Genomic DNA, 19,761 nt, shown 5'->3' with positions numbered 1-19,761 from the left:
TTCATTATAACTACCAATCTTTCTCTGTCTGCTGTTTAGCCCCTTTTACCTTTTCGGCATTTATTTTCTCTTGCACCTTTTGCTCTTGATTATTCATCGCTTCTAACAAGTTTTTAATTTGCTGAGGCGACATCTGACCTGGCTGTGGTTGCTTCTGTTGATCTTTCTGATCACCTTCCTTTGGATCATTTTCTTTTTCATCCTTAGGCTCTCCCTCTTCATCCTTATCCTGATCACCTTCTTTCTTATCCTTATCGCCTTGATCTTCCTGATCTTTCTTATTCTCGTCCTCTTTCTTATCTTTATCCTCGTCTTTCTTCTCGTCTTTATCCTTATTGTTATCACCGTCCTTATCGTCGTCTTGAGGATTATCATCTTCCTGCTGTTTTGCACATTCTTTAGCTATTGCAAAATTATATCTAGTCTCATTATCCGACGGATCATTTCTAAGAGCACTTTTATAAGCTTCCACAGCTTCTTTACACTTCTTTTCTTCCATTAAAATATTACCTATATTATGGAAAGCTTTATGTTTATCTGATTTATTTACAGCATGTTTCGCCGCTTGTTGATTGCGGTACAACGCTTCTCCAAAATTACCTTTTTTAAAGTATTGGTGTCCTAAATTATAAGCACCTGCAACTTCTGTTGGCTTTATAGATAATGCTTTACGGTATTCCATTTCTGCTTCAGCAAAAGCATCACTATTTGCTAAATCATTAGCTTCTGCAACAAATCCCTGCGCTTTCAACTTTTGTTTTAGTGCTGCTTTATCCTCTTCTTGCTCTTGGGCAACAACAGTTATTGATAAAAATAGCAATATGTAGGTTAAAATATTTTTCATTTAAATTTTATAACTTGTAAATATACTAAAGGCTTCCAATCGTTGATGTTAAGGGTTTTATAAATTCTCATTAAATAGATTTAATTTTTTCAACCAAGCTGTTTTTCTTTCTAATAAGAAAATATCAATTAAAAATAATAAAATCGCTAATCCTAAAAACCACTGAAATCTACTCTCAAAATTCGCGACTTGTTTAGCCTCAAATTCTTTTTTATCCATTTTATTTAAAATGTCAGTCATTTGACTCACCACTTTATCTGTATTTGCGCCATTAATATAAACCCCATTCGCCTGATCAGCAATATTCTTTAAGGTTTCTTCATTAAGCTTTGTGATAACCGTCTCGCCTTGTTTATCTTTTTTATAACCCACTAGCGCGCCTTTTACCCTTAATGGAATTGGCCCTCCTTTAATCTGTCCAACACCTATCGTAAATATTTTAATACCTTCTTTACTCGCTTCTTCTGCGACTTGCATAGCTGCTTCGCTATGATCTTCTCCATCAGATATTATAATTAACACACGATTGGTTTGCTCGTCGTCGTCGTAATACGTTTTTGCTAAATTAATAGCCTCGTTTATTGCGGTTCCTTGAGAAGACAACATATCTGTATTCATGTTTTGCAAAAACATTTTTGCTGCCGCATAATCTGTTGTGATTGGCAACTGCGGAAATGCTTTTCCTGCGTAAGCAATAATCCCTACACGGTCACTCCCCAAGTTATCTATAATTCTAGAAACTAACTGTTGTGCTTTTTTAAGTCTATTAGGCTTAATATCTTCTGCCAACATACTTTTAGACACATCCACTGCAAAGACAATATCTACACCTTCACGCTTTACTGTTTCTAAACTAGTTCCTACTTTTGGATTGACTAACGCCATCGATAAACTTGCAAAAGCCAAACATAACACGACTAATTTTAATACCGATTTAAAGACCGATTGATTTGGACTTAAACGTTTTAGCAAAACCTTATTAGCAAACTTTTTTTGTGTGCGTTTTTTCCAAAATTGTAACAACAAAAAGAAGACTACTAACACTGGAATAACCAGTAGTGTCCAAAACCATATTTTTTCTTCTATTTGAAACATTTTTCTTAGTATTCTATTTTTAGTCGCCGTAAGCAAACCTTACTTTGACGGGATAATTATTGATTTACATGTCGCTTTCGCGGAAAACAGGTCTGTTACACAAAACTCCTAAACAGTGTTATTCTTATCAAAAACTCTAACAACAATAACAATCCTGCGATCCAAACAAATGGTCTAAAAAGCTCTTGATAGGTTGTGTATTTTATTTCGTCAATTTCTGTTTTTTCAAGTTTATTTATTTCGGCATAAATCTGTTCTAACTTTTTATTATTATTTGCTCTAAAATATTTCCCTCCTGTAACTTTAGCAATATCTTTAAGTAAATCTTCATCGATCTCAACCTGAACGCGATCATACTTAAATCTACCATTTGGTAAAATTGCTACTGGTGACAAAGCCATACCATTGGTACCTAAACCAATAGTATACACCTTAATTTTAAACTCGACAGCCAACTCACTAGCAATTTTCGGATTTAAAACGCCCGAATTATTAACACCATCCGTTAACAAAATAATGACTTTACTTTCTGCTTTACTATCCTTTAATCTATTAACAGACGTTGCTAAGCCCATACCGATGGCAGTACCGCCTTCTATAATCGTATTGTATTTAATATCATCTAACGAGTTTAATACAATAGATTTATCACTAGTTATCGGTGTTTTAGTATAACTTTCTCCAGCATATTCTACTAATCCTATGCGATCATTTGGTCTCCCTTTAATAAACTTAGCTGCCACTTTTTTTAAAGCTTCTAAACGATTTGGATCTAAATCCTTTGCCAGCATACTTGCAGACACATCAATAGCCATAACAATATCAATACCTTTTGTTGTTTTAGTTTTAGTGTTAGTTTCTGACGTACGCGGTCTAGCAAATGCTACAATTAAAAACCCTAAAGCCAACAAACGCAACCCAAACAAAACGTGCTTTAACTTTGGCAATACAGAGTTACTAACCTTAAACCCTTTAAGACTTGATATTTTTAATTCAGCATTTTGCTGTTGGTTTTTAAAAACATACCAAACGACAGCTAATGGCAATGCTAAAAGCAACCAAAAGAATTCTTTATTTAAAAATGTAATTCCGTCAAACATTAGTTTTCTTTTTCTTTAAGTTCTACAGACGCTATAATACGATCTACCACTTGATCTAGATAAATATCATCTTTTAAATAGGTGATTACTATTTGTTGCATTACCTGCTCATTAGCAAAACTTAGTATTACAAATTGACCTTTAACATAATCCTCTTTAGAGTCGTCCGTAGGATATTCTAAAGTACCAGAGGTTTTAACCCCTTCCGCTCCATTAGGCGTTTTAAATTTATCTTTATTAGATATTATATTTCTTCCGCCTTCAGCCTCAATTGCTTTTAAATTTGCTTCAATTGCTTGTAATAAGTTGCCCTCTGCCGATGGCCCTTTTTCGCCTGTAGGCGAATCAGAAAAAGTTGTTGTCACAGTACCAACGGTAAACTTACCTTCTAGCTCATAATCAAATGCAGACACTTTAATCTGGTCCTTCAACTCTTCCGGAACAGGCATTTCCTGCCTTTTTAAAACTTCTGGAGTAGAGATTGTAATTGGAGGAAAACCATAATCACTATCGACCCAACCACCTTCTAAAAGTTGCTTAGTGTCTTTTTGAAACACCGTATCCACCACATATCCAAAACCATATCTATAACCAAAAGCAGCAAAGGTTAGACCTAGCATAAACACTATTGCAGCAACAGTCACCCATACTTTTTGGCGGAAATCTTTACGATCTTGCGCTTTTTTATATTCTAAATCTAATAGCTTTTCTTCTTCCGTAGCCTCTGGTAGCGCTTCTTTAACCTGATCAATCTCCTGATCAATCACCGTTCTATCTATTTTAGCTAATTCTACATCGGGAGCAGATTTAGCAAATTTCACTAAATCGGCACGTTTTAAAACAGTTTCTAATTTTCGGATGTCCTCTTTAGATAATTCTATCTGACTACCATCACTTAAGACTTCCAATCTTGTTATTAACTCGTCTGTTGTACTTTCTAAGGCTCTATCATACACCTTCTCATCTAAATAAGTACGTATTGCTAACGTTAACTCCGAATAATAATCTTTATAATTATCCTGAGACAAGTAGTCACTATCATCTAGCTTTTGCAATGCTAATTTAGCTCTATCATAAGGTGGTAATAATGCAATTTGCTCTTCTTCTGTCAATGGTTTTTTACGCCAAACAAACCAATAAATCAAAAAACCAACTAAGGCTAAAACGGCTAAACCTATTACCACATAAATCCACCAACTACTAGCTGGTTTATCAACCTGTAACATGGGTTTAATATCATATAAATTTTGCTTAGTTGTATCTACTACTATATTGCTAATATCTATTAACAACGAATCCGTTAAATATTGCTTTCCTGCAATAATTACTTTTTGCTTAGGAATAACATAACGTCCAGAATCGAACTGTGTTAATCCATATTTTTTTATTAATTTATATTTAGCATTTTGTTTGGTTGTGTCCGTTTTGTAAGACTCAATCATCTCTAAAGGCATAAAACTTTGCCCAACAGGAAACACAACTCTATTTACGGTATCCGTTTCTACTTCTATCTTATAAGTAATTTGTGATCCAATTTGTATGGAAGTCGAATCAATTGACGTTTTTACTTGACCAAAAGAACTTGTAGGTAATAGTAAAAGGGCAATCGCCACAAGACAAAATCCTATCGCTTTGATTGTATTTACTTTATTAAAATGTATTTCTTTTTTCACTTGTAGCTAATTAATTATCCTCTTGTTTTAAAATAGCCTAATAGCTTTTTTACATAACTTTCATCCGTCCTGCAAGCAATACTTCCTGCCCCAGATTTAGAAAAACTATCTTTGTAATACGCTACTTTTTCGTGGTAAAACTTAGCATAGTTTTTTCTAACTGTTTTAGAACTGGTATTAACCAACATTAACTCTCCCGTTTCTTCGTCTTGCATTTGTACCATTCCTAAATTCGGGATACTTTCTTCATGCCGATCAAAAACGCGTATTCCTGTAATATCGTGTTTTCCTGCTGCTATTTTAAGCGTTTGCTGATAGTCATCAGCAATAAAATCACTCATCATAAAAACAATAGCTTTCTTTTTCATGACACTACGTAAAAACTTCAAAGCTTCAACAATATTAGTCTCTTTGCTTTTAGGCTCAAACTCGATTAACTCCCTGATAATTCTAAGCACATGAGACCGCCCTTTTTTAGGTGGAATAAATAATTCGACTTGATCGGAAAATAAAATTAAACCAATCTTATCATTATTCTGTGTTGCCGAAAATGCTAAGGTTGCCGCAATCTCTGTTACAATTTCGTTTTTAAATTGGTTTTCAGTTCCAAAAAATTCTGACCCTGAAACATCCACCATAAGCATCATGGTCAACTCACGCTCTTCTTCAAAAACTTTGATATGAGGTTGACTAGTACGCGCGGTAACATTCCAGTCGATGTTTCTTACATCATCTCCAAATTGATATTGTCTCACTTCAGAAAATGTCATACCACGACCTTTGAAAGTCGAATGGTATTCTCCTCCAAAAATATGATCAGACAAACGACGTGTCTTAATCTCAATTTTACGTACTTTTTTAAGTAGCTCTTTAGTATCCATTTTTTTTTAAGTATGCCATGTGCAGTCTTCAATTAACAGTCAAAAAATAATTAGTAATCATTTAAGCTAATGCCTATACAATACTAATTACTGCCCACCCATCTATGGTACTTCAATTTCGTTTACAATCTTATTTATAATATCCTCGGAAGTTACATTTTCCGCTTCTGCTTCATACGTAATTCCAATTCTGTGACGTAATACATCGTGTACTACTGCACGCACATCTTCTGGTATTACATAACCACGACGCTTAATAAACGCATAACATTTAGCAGCTGTTGCCAAGTTAATACTACCACGAGGCGACGCTCCAAAAGAAATTAATGGTTTTAAATCTGCTAGTTTATATTTTTCCGGGTAACGTGTTGCAAAAATGATATCTAAGATATATTTTTCAATCTTCTCATCCATGTACACTTCCCTAACCGACTCTTGCGCTCTTAATATTTGAGCAACAGAAACAACTGGATTAACTTTTTCCCAGCTCCCTTTTAAATTAGCACGCATAATTAGTTGCTCGTCTGCTTGCTTTGGGTAATCTATAACCGTTTTTAGCATAAATCTATCGACTTGTGCTTCTGGTAATGTATATGTTCCTTCTTGTTCTACCGGGTTTTGAGTGGCCATTACTAAAAATGGTTTATCTAGCTTAAAGGTTTCGTCACCAATAGTTACTTGCTTTTCTTGCATCGCCTCTAATAAAGCCGATTGCACTTTTGCTGGCGCTCTGTTAATCTCATCCGCTAAAACAAAATTGGCAAATATTGGTCCTTTTTTAATTGAGAAATCATTCTCTTTCATATTAAAAATCAACGTCCCTACAACATCAGAAGGTAGTAAGTCTGGAGTAAACTGTATACGACTAAAGCTAGCATCAATGGCTTGCGACAGTGTATTAATGGCTAACGTTTTTGCTAATCCGGGCACCCCTTCTAACAAAATATGTCCTTGTCCTAAAAGACCAATTAGTAATCGTTCGACCATATGTTTTTGACCAACAATTACTTTATTCATTTCAAGCATCAGTAAATCTACAAATGCGCTTTCCTTTTCAATTTTCTCGTTAATCGACTTGATATCAATTGTACTTGTTTGTTCCATTATGTATTATTTTTTAAGAAAATGAACCGTTATTTAAATTCAAGTGCTGCAAATTGTTAAATTTTTAGCTGTAATCGTGTTAATAATTGGTTAAAAATAGCGTGTTTGATGCACTTTTAAGAGTATTTTATGGTTTACTTTTATTGCACAATTTATTCTATGACAAAAAACAAGTATTCTAAAGTTATTGCTGGAGCTATGACTTGGGGAAAATGGGGCAAGCAATTGCACCAAAAAGACATGATATCATTAATGAATCATTGTATTGATAATCAAATAACTACATTTGATCACGCGGATATTTATGGTGACTACACCACTGAAATTGATTTTGGAAACGCTTTCGCGGAATCCAATATAGACCGACAAAATATTCAGTTAATTTCTAAATGCGGTATTCAATACATTGGACAAACACGACCAGAAAATAAGGTCAAACATTATAATTATAGTAAGGATTATATTATTTGGTCTACGGAACAATCACTAAAAAAACTAAAAACAGACTATCTAGACCTATTATTATTACATAGACCAAGTCCATTAATGCAATCAGAAGAGATTGCAGAGGCGATTTCCATTTTAAAACAACAAGGAAAAATTAAAGACTTTGGTGTGTCTAATTTTACGGCATCACAAAGTGCGCTGTTATCCAAATACATTCCTATTTCTGTTAATCAAATAGAGTTTTCTTTAACGCAACATACCGCAATGCACGATGGTACTTTGGATCAAATGCAATTAAACAATACACAATCTATGTGTTGGTCTCCTTTAGGAAGCACTTTTAGAGAAGATACTGAACAAACCAGACGTATACATAAACAGCTAGGGCGTTTATTACAAAAATACAATGCCACAGAAGACCAATTATTATTAGCATGGATTTTAAAACACCCTGCCAATATATTACCGGTTGTAGGCACCACAAACACAAAAAGATTAAGTGGCGCTATCACAGCCACAAATATCACATTAGAATTAGAAGACTGGTTTTCAATATTAGTTGCTAGCCAAGGACATAAAGTACCATAAAACAATACAAATATGAGTAATACTAAAACAGCATTAATTACTGGCGCAACCAGTGGAATAGGTCGTGCAACAGCACATGAGTTTGCCAAACACGGTATTAACCTTATCCTTTGCGGGCGTCGTCAAGAACGATTAGACACGATTGAAAAAGCATTATCAAAGCAAACCAATGTGCATACGCTAAATTTTGATGTCCGTGATAAAAAAGCAGTCTTCGCGGCTATTGATTCGCTTCCTGAAAATTTTAAACAAATTGATATTTTAATAAACAATGCCGGAAACGCACATGGATTAGACCCAATCCAAGATGGTAATTTAGACGATTGGGATGCCATGTTAGATATAAACGTAAAAGGATTATTATATGTCAGCAAAGCTATTATCCCACAAATGACAGCTCGCCAATCAGGACATATTATTAACATCGGATCTTCAGCAGGAAAAGAAGTGTATCCAAAAGGCAACGTATATTGCGCCAGTAAACACGCAGTCGTTGCTCTCACCGAAGGCATGCGCATTGACCTCAACCCATTCGGAATTAAGGTGACTGCCATAAACCCAGGTTTAGTGGAGACTGAATTCTCTCAAGTTCGTTATAAAGGAGACGCCAAAGCAGACAACGTTTATAAAGGTTACAAAGCACTACAACCAGAAGATTTAGCAGACGTTATTTACTTTGCAGTATCACGTCCAGCACATGTAAATATCGCTGATGTACTACTATTTTGTACCGCGCAAGCTAGTTCTACTATCGTAAAAAAAGGACTAACACAATGATTGATTGGCTTAAATCCGAATGGCCTAAACTAACTAAAAACTATTGCGATGGTCCTTTAGCTGAATCACTTTGGAAAGACATTGAATTGCACTACACTACAAAAGACAGGCACTATCATAATCTTTCTCATATTTTTAATATGCTGAAACAATTGGATCAGATTCAAACAAAAATTGAAGATTTAGATAGTTTACGTTTTGCTATTTGGTATCACGACATTGTATACAAATCAACAAAAAAAGATAATGAAGAAAAAAGTGCTCTTTTTGCTCTAAAAAGACTCAAAAGGATAAATTTTAAACCAGAAAGAGCACAATCAGTAGAGCATTTAATATTATCTACTAAAAAACATAATATACTAGTAACACAGAATAATGATAATGCTGTGCTTTTGGATTTAGATTTATCTATTCTTGGCACCGATTGGAATACCTATAAAAAGTATATTTCAAATATTAGAAAAGAGTATAAAATATACCCTGATTTTATGTACAATCCCGGTCGTAAAAAAGTGTTAAACCACTTTTTAGAAAGAGAAAACTTATATTTTACAGAGCACTATAAAAAACAATACGAACAACAAGCTAGAGAAAATCTAAGTCGCGAGATAAAACTACTTTAAAATATAACACATAGATATAAGTCATGATTAATAAACGCTTACTTATCAAAAACCTACTCGCACATAACGATGAGAATAGTTTTTACGATAAAAAGCGCAAAATTGACATTGGCCAAAAAGAAGGGAAAGCTAAATTTTTAAAACACGTTTGTGCGCTATCCAACTCCAACCCAAAAAACAACTCATTTATTGTTATTGGCGTGGAAGATGAAGACAATCAAATTATAGGTGTTGATTTTTTTGACGATTCTAAAATCCAAAACCTCATCAACGCTTATTTTACTAACCCACCCATAGTTCAATACGAAAACATTCCTTTTCCGCATTTACCGGACCATAAAGTCGTAGGACTTGTTACTATTCGCCCAAAAGAAGGCTTGACGTCTCTTAAAAAAAACATCTGGAAATATTATGGAGGCTCTGTGTTTTTCAGAGACGGCAGCATTAGTATGCCCAAGGTTTTTAAAAGCGAAATAACAGACGTTAATTCCAAGATTGTCGAAGCCATAGAAAATCATGCACAAAACAATATTGAATACACTTTAGATGGCGTCTTTGATTTTATGAAAAAAAGACAAGACTACAATCCACAATACATTGTTTTCAAAGAGTATTTTGTGTTGTGTTGGTCAGGCGAAAAAAAGCAAGTTAGTAATGAAACGTTTTACTCTAGAGTAGATATTGAATTAATTAACGAGCAAGTGCGTTTGTTTTTTTCAACTTTAGATGAAGTCTCAATCACCTTTAATGAAAATTCTTTTACTATAATTGAATATTTACAGCTTGGACTTCAAAAGTCTTATAAATATTATCCATTAGAAAAAACAATAATTAGTTTTAACGACAACGCTAGTTACAACATAGCCTCAACCTTAATTTTTAACCCACCTCAATTTGACAAAAAGATACTACATCACATTTATAACACTAATAATTCCATACTAGAAAAATTAAAAAACGAACAATTATTAAATAATAACGAATCAAAAGATCTAAACAACCTCCCTGATACGTATCTTATATGTTATTTGAATCTATTTCATGAAGCGTTAGACAAATTAAACGAGGCAAAACCTTATTTAAAACCGTTTCCTGAAATATACAGAAAGTACAAAGACGTTTTACGTATTCTACGAAAAGTAAAATACAATTAAACTTAAAGTCGTTAGTTAAGCATCAATTTTAACTAACAACTATAAACAGTTAATTAGCAAGATACTTATAATAGGGGACACTTTTAATTAACTTCAAAAACCTTAATTCTCCCGACAAAGATTCGGCATTGAATAAGGTTTTATATTACTTAAAAAGCCAATATCTACAGATGTAAATATTGGCTTTTTTGTTGTTTTAATAGTCAGTATTACCGGCCACCATCTAAAAGATCTTGCCACTCATTTAGCTCCTTCCATAGACCATTAGCTGCCATATCGGCTTGTTTTGGCCACGTCCCTGGCTTATGCAATTCAAAACGTTTACCGCCACTTTTTAAAACCGCTTCACATTTTTCTACGCTACATTTTGAAAGCGCTGCCCAAGTCGTAACATCATGATTATGAAACAACTCTTTAATTTTAGGTCCAATCCCTTCTACCACAGTCAAATCGTCTTGCTTGATCGTTTTTCCAAATACCGCCTTCGCTGCTGCCGCATCAAAAGCAACGACTGGTACAACTGGTTCAATAGGCACAATAGGCTCGATGACTTCAACAGGCGTAACACCCGAAACGTCATTGGACTTAATAGTCGCATCAGTTACTGCTCCCGCAGCAAAAGAAGACGCTGTATTACCTGCTCCCGAAAAACGCGACACAGACTCCTTACTTGCTTTACAAGCTGCCAAATCTGTTTCCAGTTTAGCTATTCGACTTTTATAGACATCCAAGTCTACAGTATTATTAGTATCGCCTCCTCCAAATAATCGACCTAAAAGATAGCCCAAAATAGCACATATTACGCCCACTAATAATGGAATTAACCAGCAAGGGATACTACTAAATATATTTAATGATAAATTCATGATTTTTATTTTTGTTAGTTAATGGTTACGACTACTCTTCTATTTTTTGCACGACCTTCCTCTGTTGCATTATCTGCAATTGGAGCATCTGGTCCTTTAGAAGTACTATTTATTTTATTGGCTGCAATACCATTTTCTATTAAATAATTTTTAGCAAAGTCAGCTCTTTCCTGCCCTAACCTTACATTATTTGCCTGATCTCCGGTATTATCTGTATAACCTATTACCTTAAGCATAGCACCATCAACCTTGTCTGTATATTTAACCATATCAGCCACTTTTTGACGCTGTACTGCTGTTAAATTAATTGAAGCTTGAGCTGTATTAAAATATAAAATCAATGGATCTGCCTTAATAGCATCTCCTAACGCCTTTAAAGCATCTGCTTCACCTGTATCCGTTTCTGCTGTAGTATTAACACTATAACTTAGTGGCCCATGTAAAACACCATTACTATCTGCATTAAAATTGTCATCTAATACGCCAAAGGTGTTTACCTGCTTAGAAGACATTCCTTTTGAGATTAATTGATTTTTAATAGTATTGGCTCTTGCTAAACCTAGATTAGGAAAGGCAGAATTATTTGTTTCATCACTTTTATAATGCCCTTTGATATCAATAGATTTATTAGGATTTACCTCTAAATAATCTACAAGTTGTGTCAATCCATTGTCTACCTCTGCTGATAAAGGTTCGATATAGTGATAGTCTGATGTTTTGAAATTAATATTATCATTAATATCAAAACTTAAATTACCATTAGCATCACTTACTGTAAATGCATTCATGGTAGCATCTAATTTTGCGGGAACATCATTCTTGCTTTCTATTGTACCTGTTTTAGAATCGGCCTCTGCATCTGCAGCGCCAGAACAACAATTACAACACAAAAACCAGTACAGAATTGTACCTAGAATAATAGTCAGCAAAATACCTAGAAGATAACCGGTTTTTTTACTCATTATGGTTTGGTTTTTAAGTTAATGACTATCAAGTTATTAAAAAATTAAAAACCTTTTAACATTTACTACACTAAATAAAAATTTCACCTAAAAAAATCGACGAAATACACAAAAACAAGTTTAAAACACAAAAAAAAGCCACATCTTTCGATATGGCTTTAGTTCCGCGACAGCGAAAAATGATTTATAAATCAAACTTAATACCCTGAGCTAAAGGCAATTCGTCTGAGTAATTTACTGTATTTGTTTGTCTTCTCATGTATACCTTCCAAGCATCAGATCCAGACTCACGTCCACCACCTGTTTCTTTTTCTCCTCCAAAAGCACCACCGATTTCGGCTCCAGAAGTTCCAATGTTTACATTTGCAATTCCGCAATCTGATCCCGCAAATGATAAAAACTTTTCAGCCTCCTTCAATTCGTTAGTCATAATTGCAGATGATAATCCTTGTGCGACACCGTTTTGAGCAGCAATTGCATTTTCGACATCACCTGAATATTTAATTAAATATAATACTGGAGCAAACGTTTCTGATTGTACGATTTCAAAATCGTTTTTAGCTTCAATTATAGCTGGCTTGACATAACATCCAGACTCATAACCTTCACCTTCTAAAACACCACCTTCTACTAGTACATTACCACCTTCAGCTTTTGCTTTTTCAATAGCAGCTAAATACGTATTTACAGAATCTTTATCTATTAACGGTCCAATATGGTTTTTCTCATCCAATGGATTCCCGATAGTCAATTGTCCGTAAGCACCAACAATAGCGTCTCTTACTTTATCATAAACTGATTCGTGAATAATTAGTCTTCTAGTAGATGTACAACGTTGTCCACAAGTACCAACAGCACCAAATACAGCACCAGGAACTACAACTTTTAAATCTGCAGTTGGCGTGATAATAATAGCATTGTTTCCTCCTAACTCTAATAAAGATTTCCCAAAACGCTCTGCTACTGTTGCGCCAACAATACGTCCCATTCTAGTAGACCCTGTTGCAGATATTAATGGAATTCTGTGATCAGTTGTCATAAACTCACCCACTTTGTAATCTCCATTGATAATAGCCGAGATACCTTCTGGCAAGTTATTTTCTTTTAAAACTGATGCAATAATATTTTGACAAGCTACCGAGCAAAGTGGTGCTTTTTCTGATCCTTTCCAGATACATACATCACCACAAACCCAAGCCAAAGCAGTATTCCAAGCCCAAACCGCTACAGGAAAATTAAATGCCGAGATTATTCCAACAACACCTAAAGAGTGCCATTGCTCACGCATTACATGACCTGGACGTTCTGAAGGGATGGTTTGCCCATTAAGCTGTCTTGATAACCCGACTGCAAAGTCACAGATATCAATCATTTCTTGTACTTCTCCGTAACCTTCTTGTAAAGATTTACCCATCTCGTAAGAGACTAACTTTCCTAAAGGCTCTTTTAATGCTCTTAATTTATTTCCAAATTGCCTAACAATCTCTCCTCTTTGTGGCGCAGGCATTGCTCTAAATCCAACAAAAGCTTCCGTTGCTTTAGTGATTACTTTTTCGTAATCTGCTTTAGTCGTTGTTGATACTTTACCTATTAATTTACCATCTGTTGGCGAATAAGACTCAATCAACTCTCCACTCCCAAAGTTATTTAAACCTGTAGAGGTTCCTTGATTTATATCTTTTAACCCTAATTTTTTTAAGGCTTCTTTTATTCCGAAATCAGCTGAAACTGCTTGCATATTATAATGATTTTTAAGAATTATTTAATTTTTAGCCAATATACTACTATTTCATCGATTTTTTAGCAGTTTTATAGGCATAAAACTCATTAACTATTTAGTCCCAAAATTAGATTGATTTTCTCAATAAATTCCTTAATTTTACTGACTAAAGTTAAATTTTACCATAACTTTAACAAGCTGTAACATACTAAAAATCAAAAACTAAACGTATTCCATTTAACAAGTATCTTCTTGTTAAACTTTTCATCTTACAATATCTAACCGTATGCAATTAAAATCGCTATTTACCCTTTTGCTTATTTTTTCCATAACTGTTTCGTGTAAACAAAAACAAACAGACACAGATAACCTCTTTAAATTCAGGGACTATATTAGCTATACAACTTCTGGTCGCGTGTCTGTTGCAGACAATGTCAGGGTAAATCTATCCGAAGCTGTTAAAGGTTGGGAAGCAGATCAAGTATTGGATAAAAATGTATTTAACATTTCCCCTTACGTAGAAGGGAAAGCTATTGTTATTAATAGTCATTCTATAAATTTTATTCCTGATGAAACGTTAGAACCAGACACAGAATATACCGTTACTATTGGTTTAGGCGAAATCTATACCGATATCCCAAAAGAATTTAAAGATTACACGTTTCAATTTAAAACAATCACCCCTAATTTTAATATTGAAACCAACGATTTACAATCCTATTCCAAAGAATGGCAATATTTACTAGGAGTTGCCAAAGCCTCTGATGTTATTACATTACAACAAGCTAAGCAACTAGTAACAGCCTCTCAAAAAGGTAAAAACTTAAATATTGTATGGAATGAGAAAAGCCAACCTTCAAAGTATTTCGAATTCAAAATAGACAGCATCAACCGTTTGCTTGAAAATTCGGAGATTTTAATTAAATGGAATGGAAAAGCAATTAAAGCTGATAATTCTGGAGAAAACACGTTTGATATCCCCGGAAAAAACAATTTTAAGATTCTGTCTGTAAATGTAGTACAATCACCAGAGCAGTTTTTATCAATCAACTTTTCTGACCCTATTAAAAAGCAACAAAATTTTGATGGATTAATCTCTATTCAAAACAGTAAAAACCCTAAGTTTATTGTTAATGGAAATGTTCTAAAAGTGTATCCTGAATCTAAAATCACTGGTAATGTTCAAGTTGATGTTTTTCAAGGTATAAAAAATACTGAGGGTTATAAATTAAAAACACAGTTTAGCGAGACAATAGCTTTTGAAGACGTTAAACCACAAGTTAAATTGGTTAATAGTGGTGTCATTTTACCAAACTCAGAACAATTAAATTTTAATTTTGAAGCAGTAAATTTAAGTGCTGTTGATGTCAGAATTGTTAAAATTTTTGAAGATAACATCCTTCAGTTTTTACAAGACAATAGCCTAGAAAGTAATAATGCTAATCAAATAAGACGTGTTGGTAGACGCATTGCAAAACACAAAATAACGCTTATTGATGACCCTATAAAAAACGACGGAAAATGGAAAACGTATAGTATTGATCTTTCTAAATATATCAATGCCGATCCCGGTTCTATTTATCGCGTAGAGCTAGATTATAAAAAAGAATATTCTTTATATGATTGTGACGCTAATGCAAGTGTCTCAAGCAACGAAGACGATGACGATGACTACTATGATGACGAGTATTACTACAACGATTACTATGGCGATGGTGATTACACCTACACTAATACAGAAGATGAGGATTTAAAAGAAGAAGAGTATTGGGATAATATCACTTATAGCTATCGTGATAACAATTACAACTGGAGAGAACGCAACAACCCGTGTAATGATGCGTACTATAACTCTAATAAGATAATTTCTCAAAATTTAATAGCGTCTAACTTAGGTGCTATTGTTAAAAAAGGATCTGGAAATACCTATCATTTTGCTATTACCAACATATTAAATACCAATCCAGAATCAGGAGCCAAAATAACTTTATACAATTTCCAACAACAAGAGCTAGCCACTACAAATTCTGATCAAGAAGGATTAGCAAAACTTAAAACAGATAAGCTAGCTGCATTTGCAATTATCACTAAAGAAAAGCATAACACTTTCGTGAAACTACGCGACGGTAACTCCCTTTCACTTAGTAAATTTGATGTCTCAGGAGCGACGTTACAACGCGGACTTAAAGGTTACATGTATACCGAAAGAGGGGTTTGGAGACCAGGAGACTCCATCCACTTAACCTTTATGTTAAATGATATTGCTAATAAACTTCCAAAAGGACATCCTGTAAAATTAGAAGTGACAGATGCTAATGGAAAACTGGCATTTAAAAACATAGTTAATAATAGCGTCAATAATTTCTATCAATTTACAATACCAACTGCAATCGAAGACAAAACAGGTAACTGGAATGCTAAGATTAGTGTTGGAGGCGCTAACTTTTATAAAGGCCTTAAAATTGAAACGGTAAAACCAAATCGTTTAAAAATCAAAATAGATTTTGACGACAAAGTCCTTAGATCTAATTCGCCTTTAAACGGAAAACTTTCTGTTAATTGGTTACATGGTGCTCCTGCTAAAAATGTAAAAGCAGAAATTAAAGCAAAATTTACCACCTCTTATTCTGGTTTCAAAAACTACGAAGACTACCAGTTTAGAGATCCTTCAAAGAGTTTTAGCACAGAAGAAATTACTATTTTTGAAGGTAATGTTGATGACGAAGGGCTAGCGGACGTCACTAAAAACCTTAACATTGGACAAGATGCTCCAGGTATGCTAAAGGCACAATTTTTAGTCCGTGCTTTTGAAAACGGGGGAGACTTTTCTATGGATGCCTTTACAATGCCTTATGCGCCATACAACTCTTTTGTGGGTTTAAAATCGCCAAAAGGAAAAGCTTATGGTTCCTTTTTTACAGATGAGAATCACACCTTTGATTTAGTAACAGTAAATGACCAAGGAAAACCTATCAAACGTAAAAACCTTGAAGTAAAAGTGTATAAAATAGAATGGCGTTGGTGGTGGAACTCGTCTTACGATAATCTATCTCAATACACCTCTAGCTCGTATCACAAACCGTTTTTAGACAGTAAGGTTACCACTAGCACAAAAGGTAAAGCCTCTTTTAATATTAGAGTCCCTGATAACGATGGTGGTCGTTATTACATTACAGTTAAAGACCCTGTTTCAGGGCATATGACCGGACGTACGGCTTACTTTTATAAAAACTGGTGGCAACGTCAACCCTCTGGAGACAAAGAAGCTGCTAAAATGTTAGTCTTTGCTGCCGACAAAGAAAATTATAATGTTGGCGAAACAGCTAAAATCACATTCCCATCAGGAACAGAAGGTCGCGCTTTAGTGAGTATAGAAAATGGCTCTGAAGTCTTACAAACTAAATGGGTAAAAACATCAAAAGGAGAAACGACTGTTGATATCCCAGTTACAAAAGACATGGCTCCAAATGTATTTGTTAACATCTCATTATTACAACCACACGCGTCTACTGCCAATGACTTACCATTACGTTTATTTGGTGTTATTCCTTTATTAGTAGAAGATCCAAACACCAAGTTAGAACCAGAAATTAAAATGCCTAGTGTTTTAAAACCTGAAGAAGAATTTGAAGTTTTTGTCTCAGAAAAAAACAAAAAAGCCATGACATACACCATTGCAATGGTAGAAGAAGGCTTATTAGACCTTACCCGATTTAAAACTCCAAATGCATGGCATTCTTTTTATGCAAGAGAAGCATTAGGTGTTAAAACTTGGGATGTCTTTGATGATGTTATTGGTGCCTATAGCGGAAGTATTGAACAAGTCTTTGCTATTGGTGGAGATGGAAGTGCAGCAGATGGTAAAAACAAAAAAGCGAATAGATTTAAACCCGTGGTTACATTTTTAGGTCCTTTTAAACTAGAAGCAGGCGGAAGACAATCGCATAAAATAAAAATGCCAAATTATATTGGATCAGTAAGAACAATGGTTGTTGCTGGTAATAATCAAACCGAGGCTTACGGTAGTACAGACAAATCTGTACAAGTTAAAAAACCTTTAATGGTGTTGGCTACACTTCCTAGAAAATTAAGTCCTGGAGAGAAAGTAACACTCCCTGTTACTGTTTTTGCTATGGAACCTAATGTAAAAAAAGTTTCTATTAAACTAAAATTAAGCAAAGGTATTACTGTCGTTGGAGATAAAACCAAATCATTATCTTTTCCTCGTCCAGATGAGCAAATGGCTTACTTTGAACTAGATGTCAGCAAAGCAAAGGGAATCAACACTGTTGAAGTTATAGCTACAGGAAATGGCGAATCTTCAACTTATAAAGTAGAAATAGATGTCGAAAATGTTAATCCAATTTCATCTAAAAGTTTAGATGCAACATTAGAGGCTAATTCCTCTAAAACAATAGATTTCTCAACCTTCGGTGTTACTGGTACTAATAGTGCTAGTGTCGAGTTTTCTACTTTACCCCCAATGGACTTTACTAGACGTTTACAATATCTAGTGCAATATCCTCATGGTTGTGTAGAGCAAACAACATCAAGTGTATTTCCGCAATTATTCTTACAAGATATTTTTGATTTACCTTTTAACCAAAAACAAGAAATCCAATCTAACATAGAAAATGGAATCAAACGTTTAGGTCATTTCCAAAGACCAAATGGAGGGATGAGTTATTGGATTGGAGAAAATAACGCTAACGACTGGGGAACTAGTTATGCTGGACATTTCTTACTTGAAGCAGAGAAAAAGGGTTTTGTGTTACCATTGACTTTTAAAAGTAATTGGATAAAATATCAAAAACAAGCAGCACAAAATTGGAGACCAAGTTACAGAACTTATAATTCTGATTTAGCACAAGCGTATAGATTATACACTTTAGCCTTAGCTGGAAGCGCAGATTTAGGAGCAATGAATCGCTTACGCGAATTTTCTGAAATTTCTAACGAAGCTAAATGGCGTTTAGCTGCTGCTTATGCTTTAGCTGGTCAATCCGAAGCTAGTAATCAAGTTTCAAGTACTGCGAATATTAATTTCCAACCACCAAAATATAACTACTACACGTATGGGTCTGTTGATAGAAACAGAGCAATGGCTTTAGAAACCATGATTCTGACTAAAGATAAACGTGTCAAAGACTTATCAGAAACCATTGCTAAAGACCTATCTAGTCAACGCTGGATGAGTACACAAACCACAGCATATAGTTTATTAGCCATGGCTAAAATGGTAAATGCTAATGGTGGAAAAGCAATAAACCTAAAATATACGATCAATGGTAAAACCGAAACATTAGATACTAAAAATGCTATTGCGCAGCGTCCTCTAGTCATTTCTGATGGTAACAATAGTATTACCGTAAAAAACAACAAAGAAAACTTAGTTTACGTTCGCGTTTTAAATTCAGGAAAACTTCCATTAGGACAAGAATTAGCAGAGCAAAGAGGATTAACTGCTAACGTAGTCTACAAAGACTTAAAAGGAAACAGCATCGACATATCTAAGCTACAACAAGGACAAGATTTTATTGCTACAGTACAAGTGACAAATACTAAAGATTACAATGTCAATGATATCGCGTTAACACAAATTTTTCCATCAGGTTGGGAAATTGTAAACACACGATTTACGGCGTTTGGTGCTTCCACAACTAGTCAAGCTAGGTTTACTGATATTAGAGATGACCGTGTTAATTTCTATTTTGATTTAGGACCAAAGAAAACTAACACATTTAATGTTATGCTTAATGCGTCATATTTAGGAACCTACTACCTACCGGGCTTACAAGCTGAAGCCATGTATGACAATAAATTTTTAGTAAGAAACAAAGGACAATGGGTAGAAGTTGAGAAATAATGTTTTCCCACTGTCGTGGGAAAACACCGTTTTAAACAACTAATCGACTTCTAAAGTGTTT

General features: G+C 34.4%; 14 protein-coding genes. 5 read left to right on the top strand and 9 right to left on the bottom strand.

Annotation, left to right across the window (positions count from 1 at the left end; genetic code table 11):
- Nucleotides 1-10: 10 nt before the first annotated feature.
- From E9099_RS07865 to E9099_RS07840, 6 genes are all read right to left on the bottom strand, one after another.
- A complete protein-coding gene (locus tag E9099_RS07865; RefSeq protein WP_136583113.1) occupies nt 11-844 on the bottom strand; it encodes an aerotolerance regulator BatC in 834 nt (277 codons plus the stop codon).
- Between the two features lie 57 nt (nt 845-901).
- On the bottom strand, nt 902-1,939 hold the full coding sequence (locus E9099_RS07860; RefSeq protein ID WP_136583112.1) for a vWA domain-containing protein: 1,038 nt from the start codon (nt 1,937-1,939) through the stop codon (nt 902-904).
- Nucleotides 1,940-2,034: 95 nt separating this feature from the next.
- On the bottom strand, nt 2,035-3,039 hold the full coding sequence (locus E9099_RS07855) for a vWA domain-containing protein (protein ID WP_136583111.1): 1,005 nt from the start codon (nt 3,037-3,039) through the stop codon (nt 2,035-2,037).
- A complete protein-coding gene (locus E9099_RS07850; protein WP_240788973.1) occupies nt 3,039-4,712 on the bottom strand; it encodes a hypothetical protein in 1,674 nt (557 codons plus the stop codon). The genes E9099_RS07855 and E9099_RS07850 overlap by 1 nt, the downstream gene beginning before the upstream one ends.
- 14 nt (nt 4,713-4,726) lie before the next feature.
- Nucleotides 4,727-5,593 (bottom strand): DUF58 domain-containing protein, encoded by an 867-nt coding sequence (locus E9099_RS07845; protein WP_136583110.1) that lies wholly within the window; start codon nt 5,591-5,593, stop codon nt 4,727-4,729.
- Nucleotides 5,594-5,695: 102 nt separating this feature from the next.
- On the bottom strand, nt 5,696-6,697 hold the full coding sequence (locus E9099_RS07840) for an AAA family ATPase (RefSeq protein ID WP_136583109.1): 1,002 nt from the start codon (nt 6,695-6,697) through the stop codon (nt 5,696-5,698).
- A 159-nt stretch (nt 6,698-6,856) separates the two neighbouring features.
- Between E9099_RS07840 and E9099_RS07835 the strand changes: the two genes are divergently transcribed.
- The 4 genes from E9099_RS07835 to E9099_RS07820 are packed head-to-tail and all read left to right on the top strand — an operon-like array spanning nt 6,857 to nt 10,286.
- On the top strand, nt 6,857-7,732 hold the full coding sequence (locus E9099_RS07835; protein ID WP_136583108.1) for an aldo/keto reductase family oxidoreductase: 876 nt from the start codon (nt 6,857-6,859) through the stop codon (nt 7,730-7,732).
- A gap of 12 nt (nt 7,733-7,744) precedes the next feature.
- Nucleotides 7,745-8,509: an SDR family NAD(P)-dependent oxidoreductase gene (locus tag E9099_RS07830; RefSeq protein ID WP_136583107.1), complete on the top strand. Its 765-nt coding sequence runs from the start codon at nt 7,745-7,747 to the stop codon at nt 8,507-8,509.
- A complete protein-coding gene (locus tag E9099_RS07825; protein ID WP_240788972.1) occupies nt 8,506-9,132 on the top strand; it encodes a hypothetical protein in 627 nt (208 codons plus the stop codon). Before E9099_RS07830 ends, E9099_RS07825 begins: the two co-directional genes overlap by 4 nt.
- Before the next feature lie 23 nt (nt 9,133-9,155).
- Nucleotides 9,156-10,286, top strand: coding sequence for an ATP-binding protein (locus E9099_RS07820; protein WP_136583106.1), 1,131 nt, complete (start codon nt 9,156-9,158; stop codon nt 10,284-10,286).
- 209 nt (nt 10,287-10,495) lie between these two features.
- On the opposite strand, the gene E9099_RS07815 is transcribed toward E9099_RS07820, so the two are convergent.
- The 3 genes from E9099_RS07815 to E9099_RS07805 form a co-directional block, all read right to left on the bottom strand.
- A complete protein-coding gene (locus tag E9099_RS07815; protein ID WP_136583105.1) occupies nt 10,496-11,152 on the bottom strand; it encodes a hypothetical protein in 657 nt (218 codons plus the stop codon).
- 14 nt (nt 11,153-11,166) lie between these two features.
- Nucleotides 11,167-12,114: an OmpA family protein gene (locus E9099_RS07810; RefSeq protein WP_136583104.1), complete on the bottom strand. Its 948-nt coding sequence runs from the start codon at nt 12,112-12,114 to the stop codon at nt 11,167-11,169.
- Nucleotides 12,115-12,298: 184 nt separating this feature from the next.
- Complete coding sequence (locus tag E9099_RS07805) at nt 12,299-13,852, bottom strand: aldehyde dehydrogenase family protein (RefSeq protein ID WP_136583103.1); 1,554 nt, start codon at nt 13,850-13,852, stop codon at nt 12,299-12,301.
- 268 nt (nt 13,853-14,120) lie between these two features.
- Between E9099_RS07805 and E9099_RS07800 the strand changes: the two genes are divergently transcribed.
- On the top strand, nt 14,121-19,700 hold the full coding sequence (locus E9099_RS07800; protein ID WP_136583102.1) for an Ig-like domain-containing alpha-2-macroglobulin family protein: 5,580 nt from the start codon (nt 14,121-14,123) through the stop codon (nt 19,698-19,700).
- The last annotated feature ends 61 nt before the right edge of the window (nt 19,701-19,761 follow it).

This window comes from Psychroserpens sp. NJDZ02, from assembly GCF_004843725.1.
Taxonomy (GTDB): Bacteria; Bacteroidota; Bacteroidia; order Flavobacteriales; family Flavobacteriaceae; genus Olleya.
Note: the sequence above shows the minus strand (reverse complement) of the source record. Positions and strands in the feature narration are given on the sequence as shown.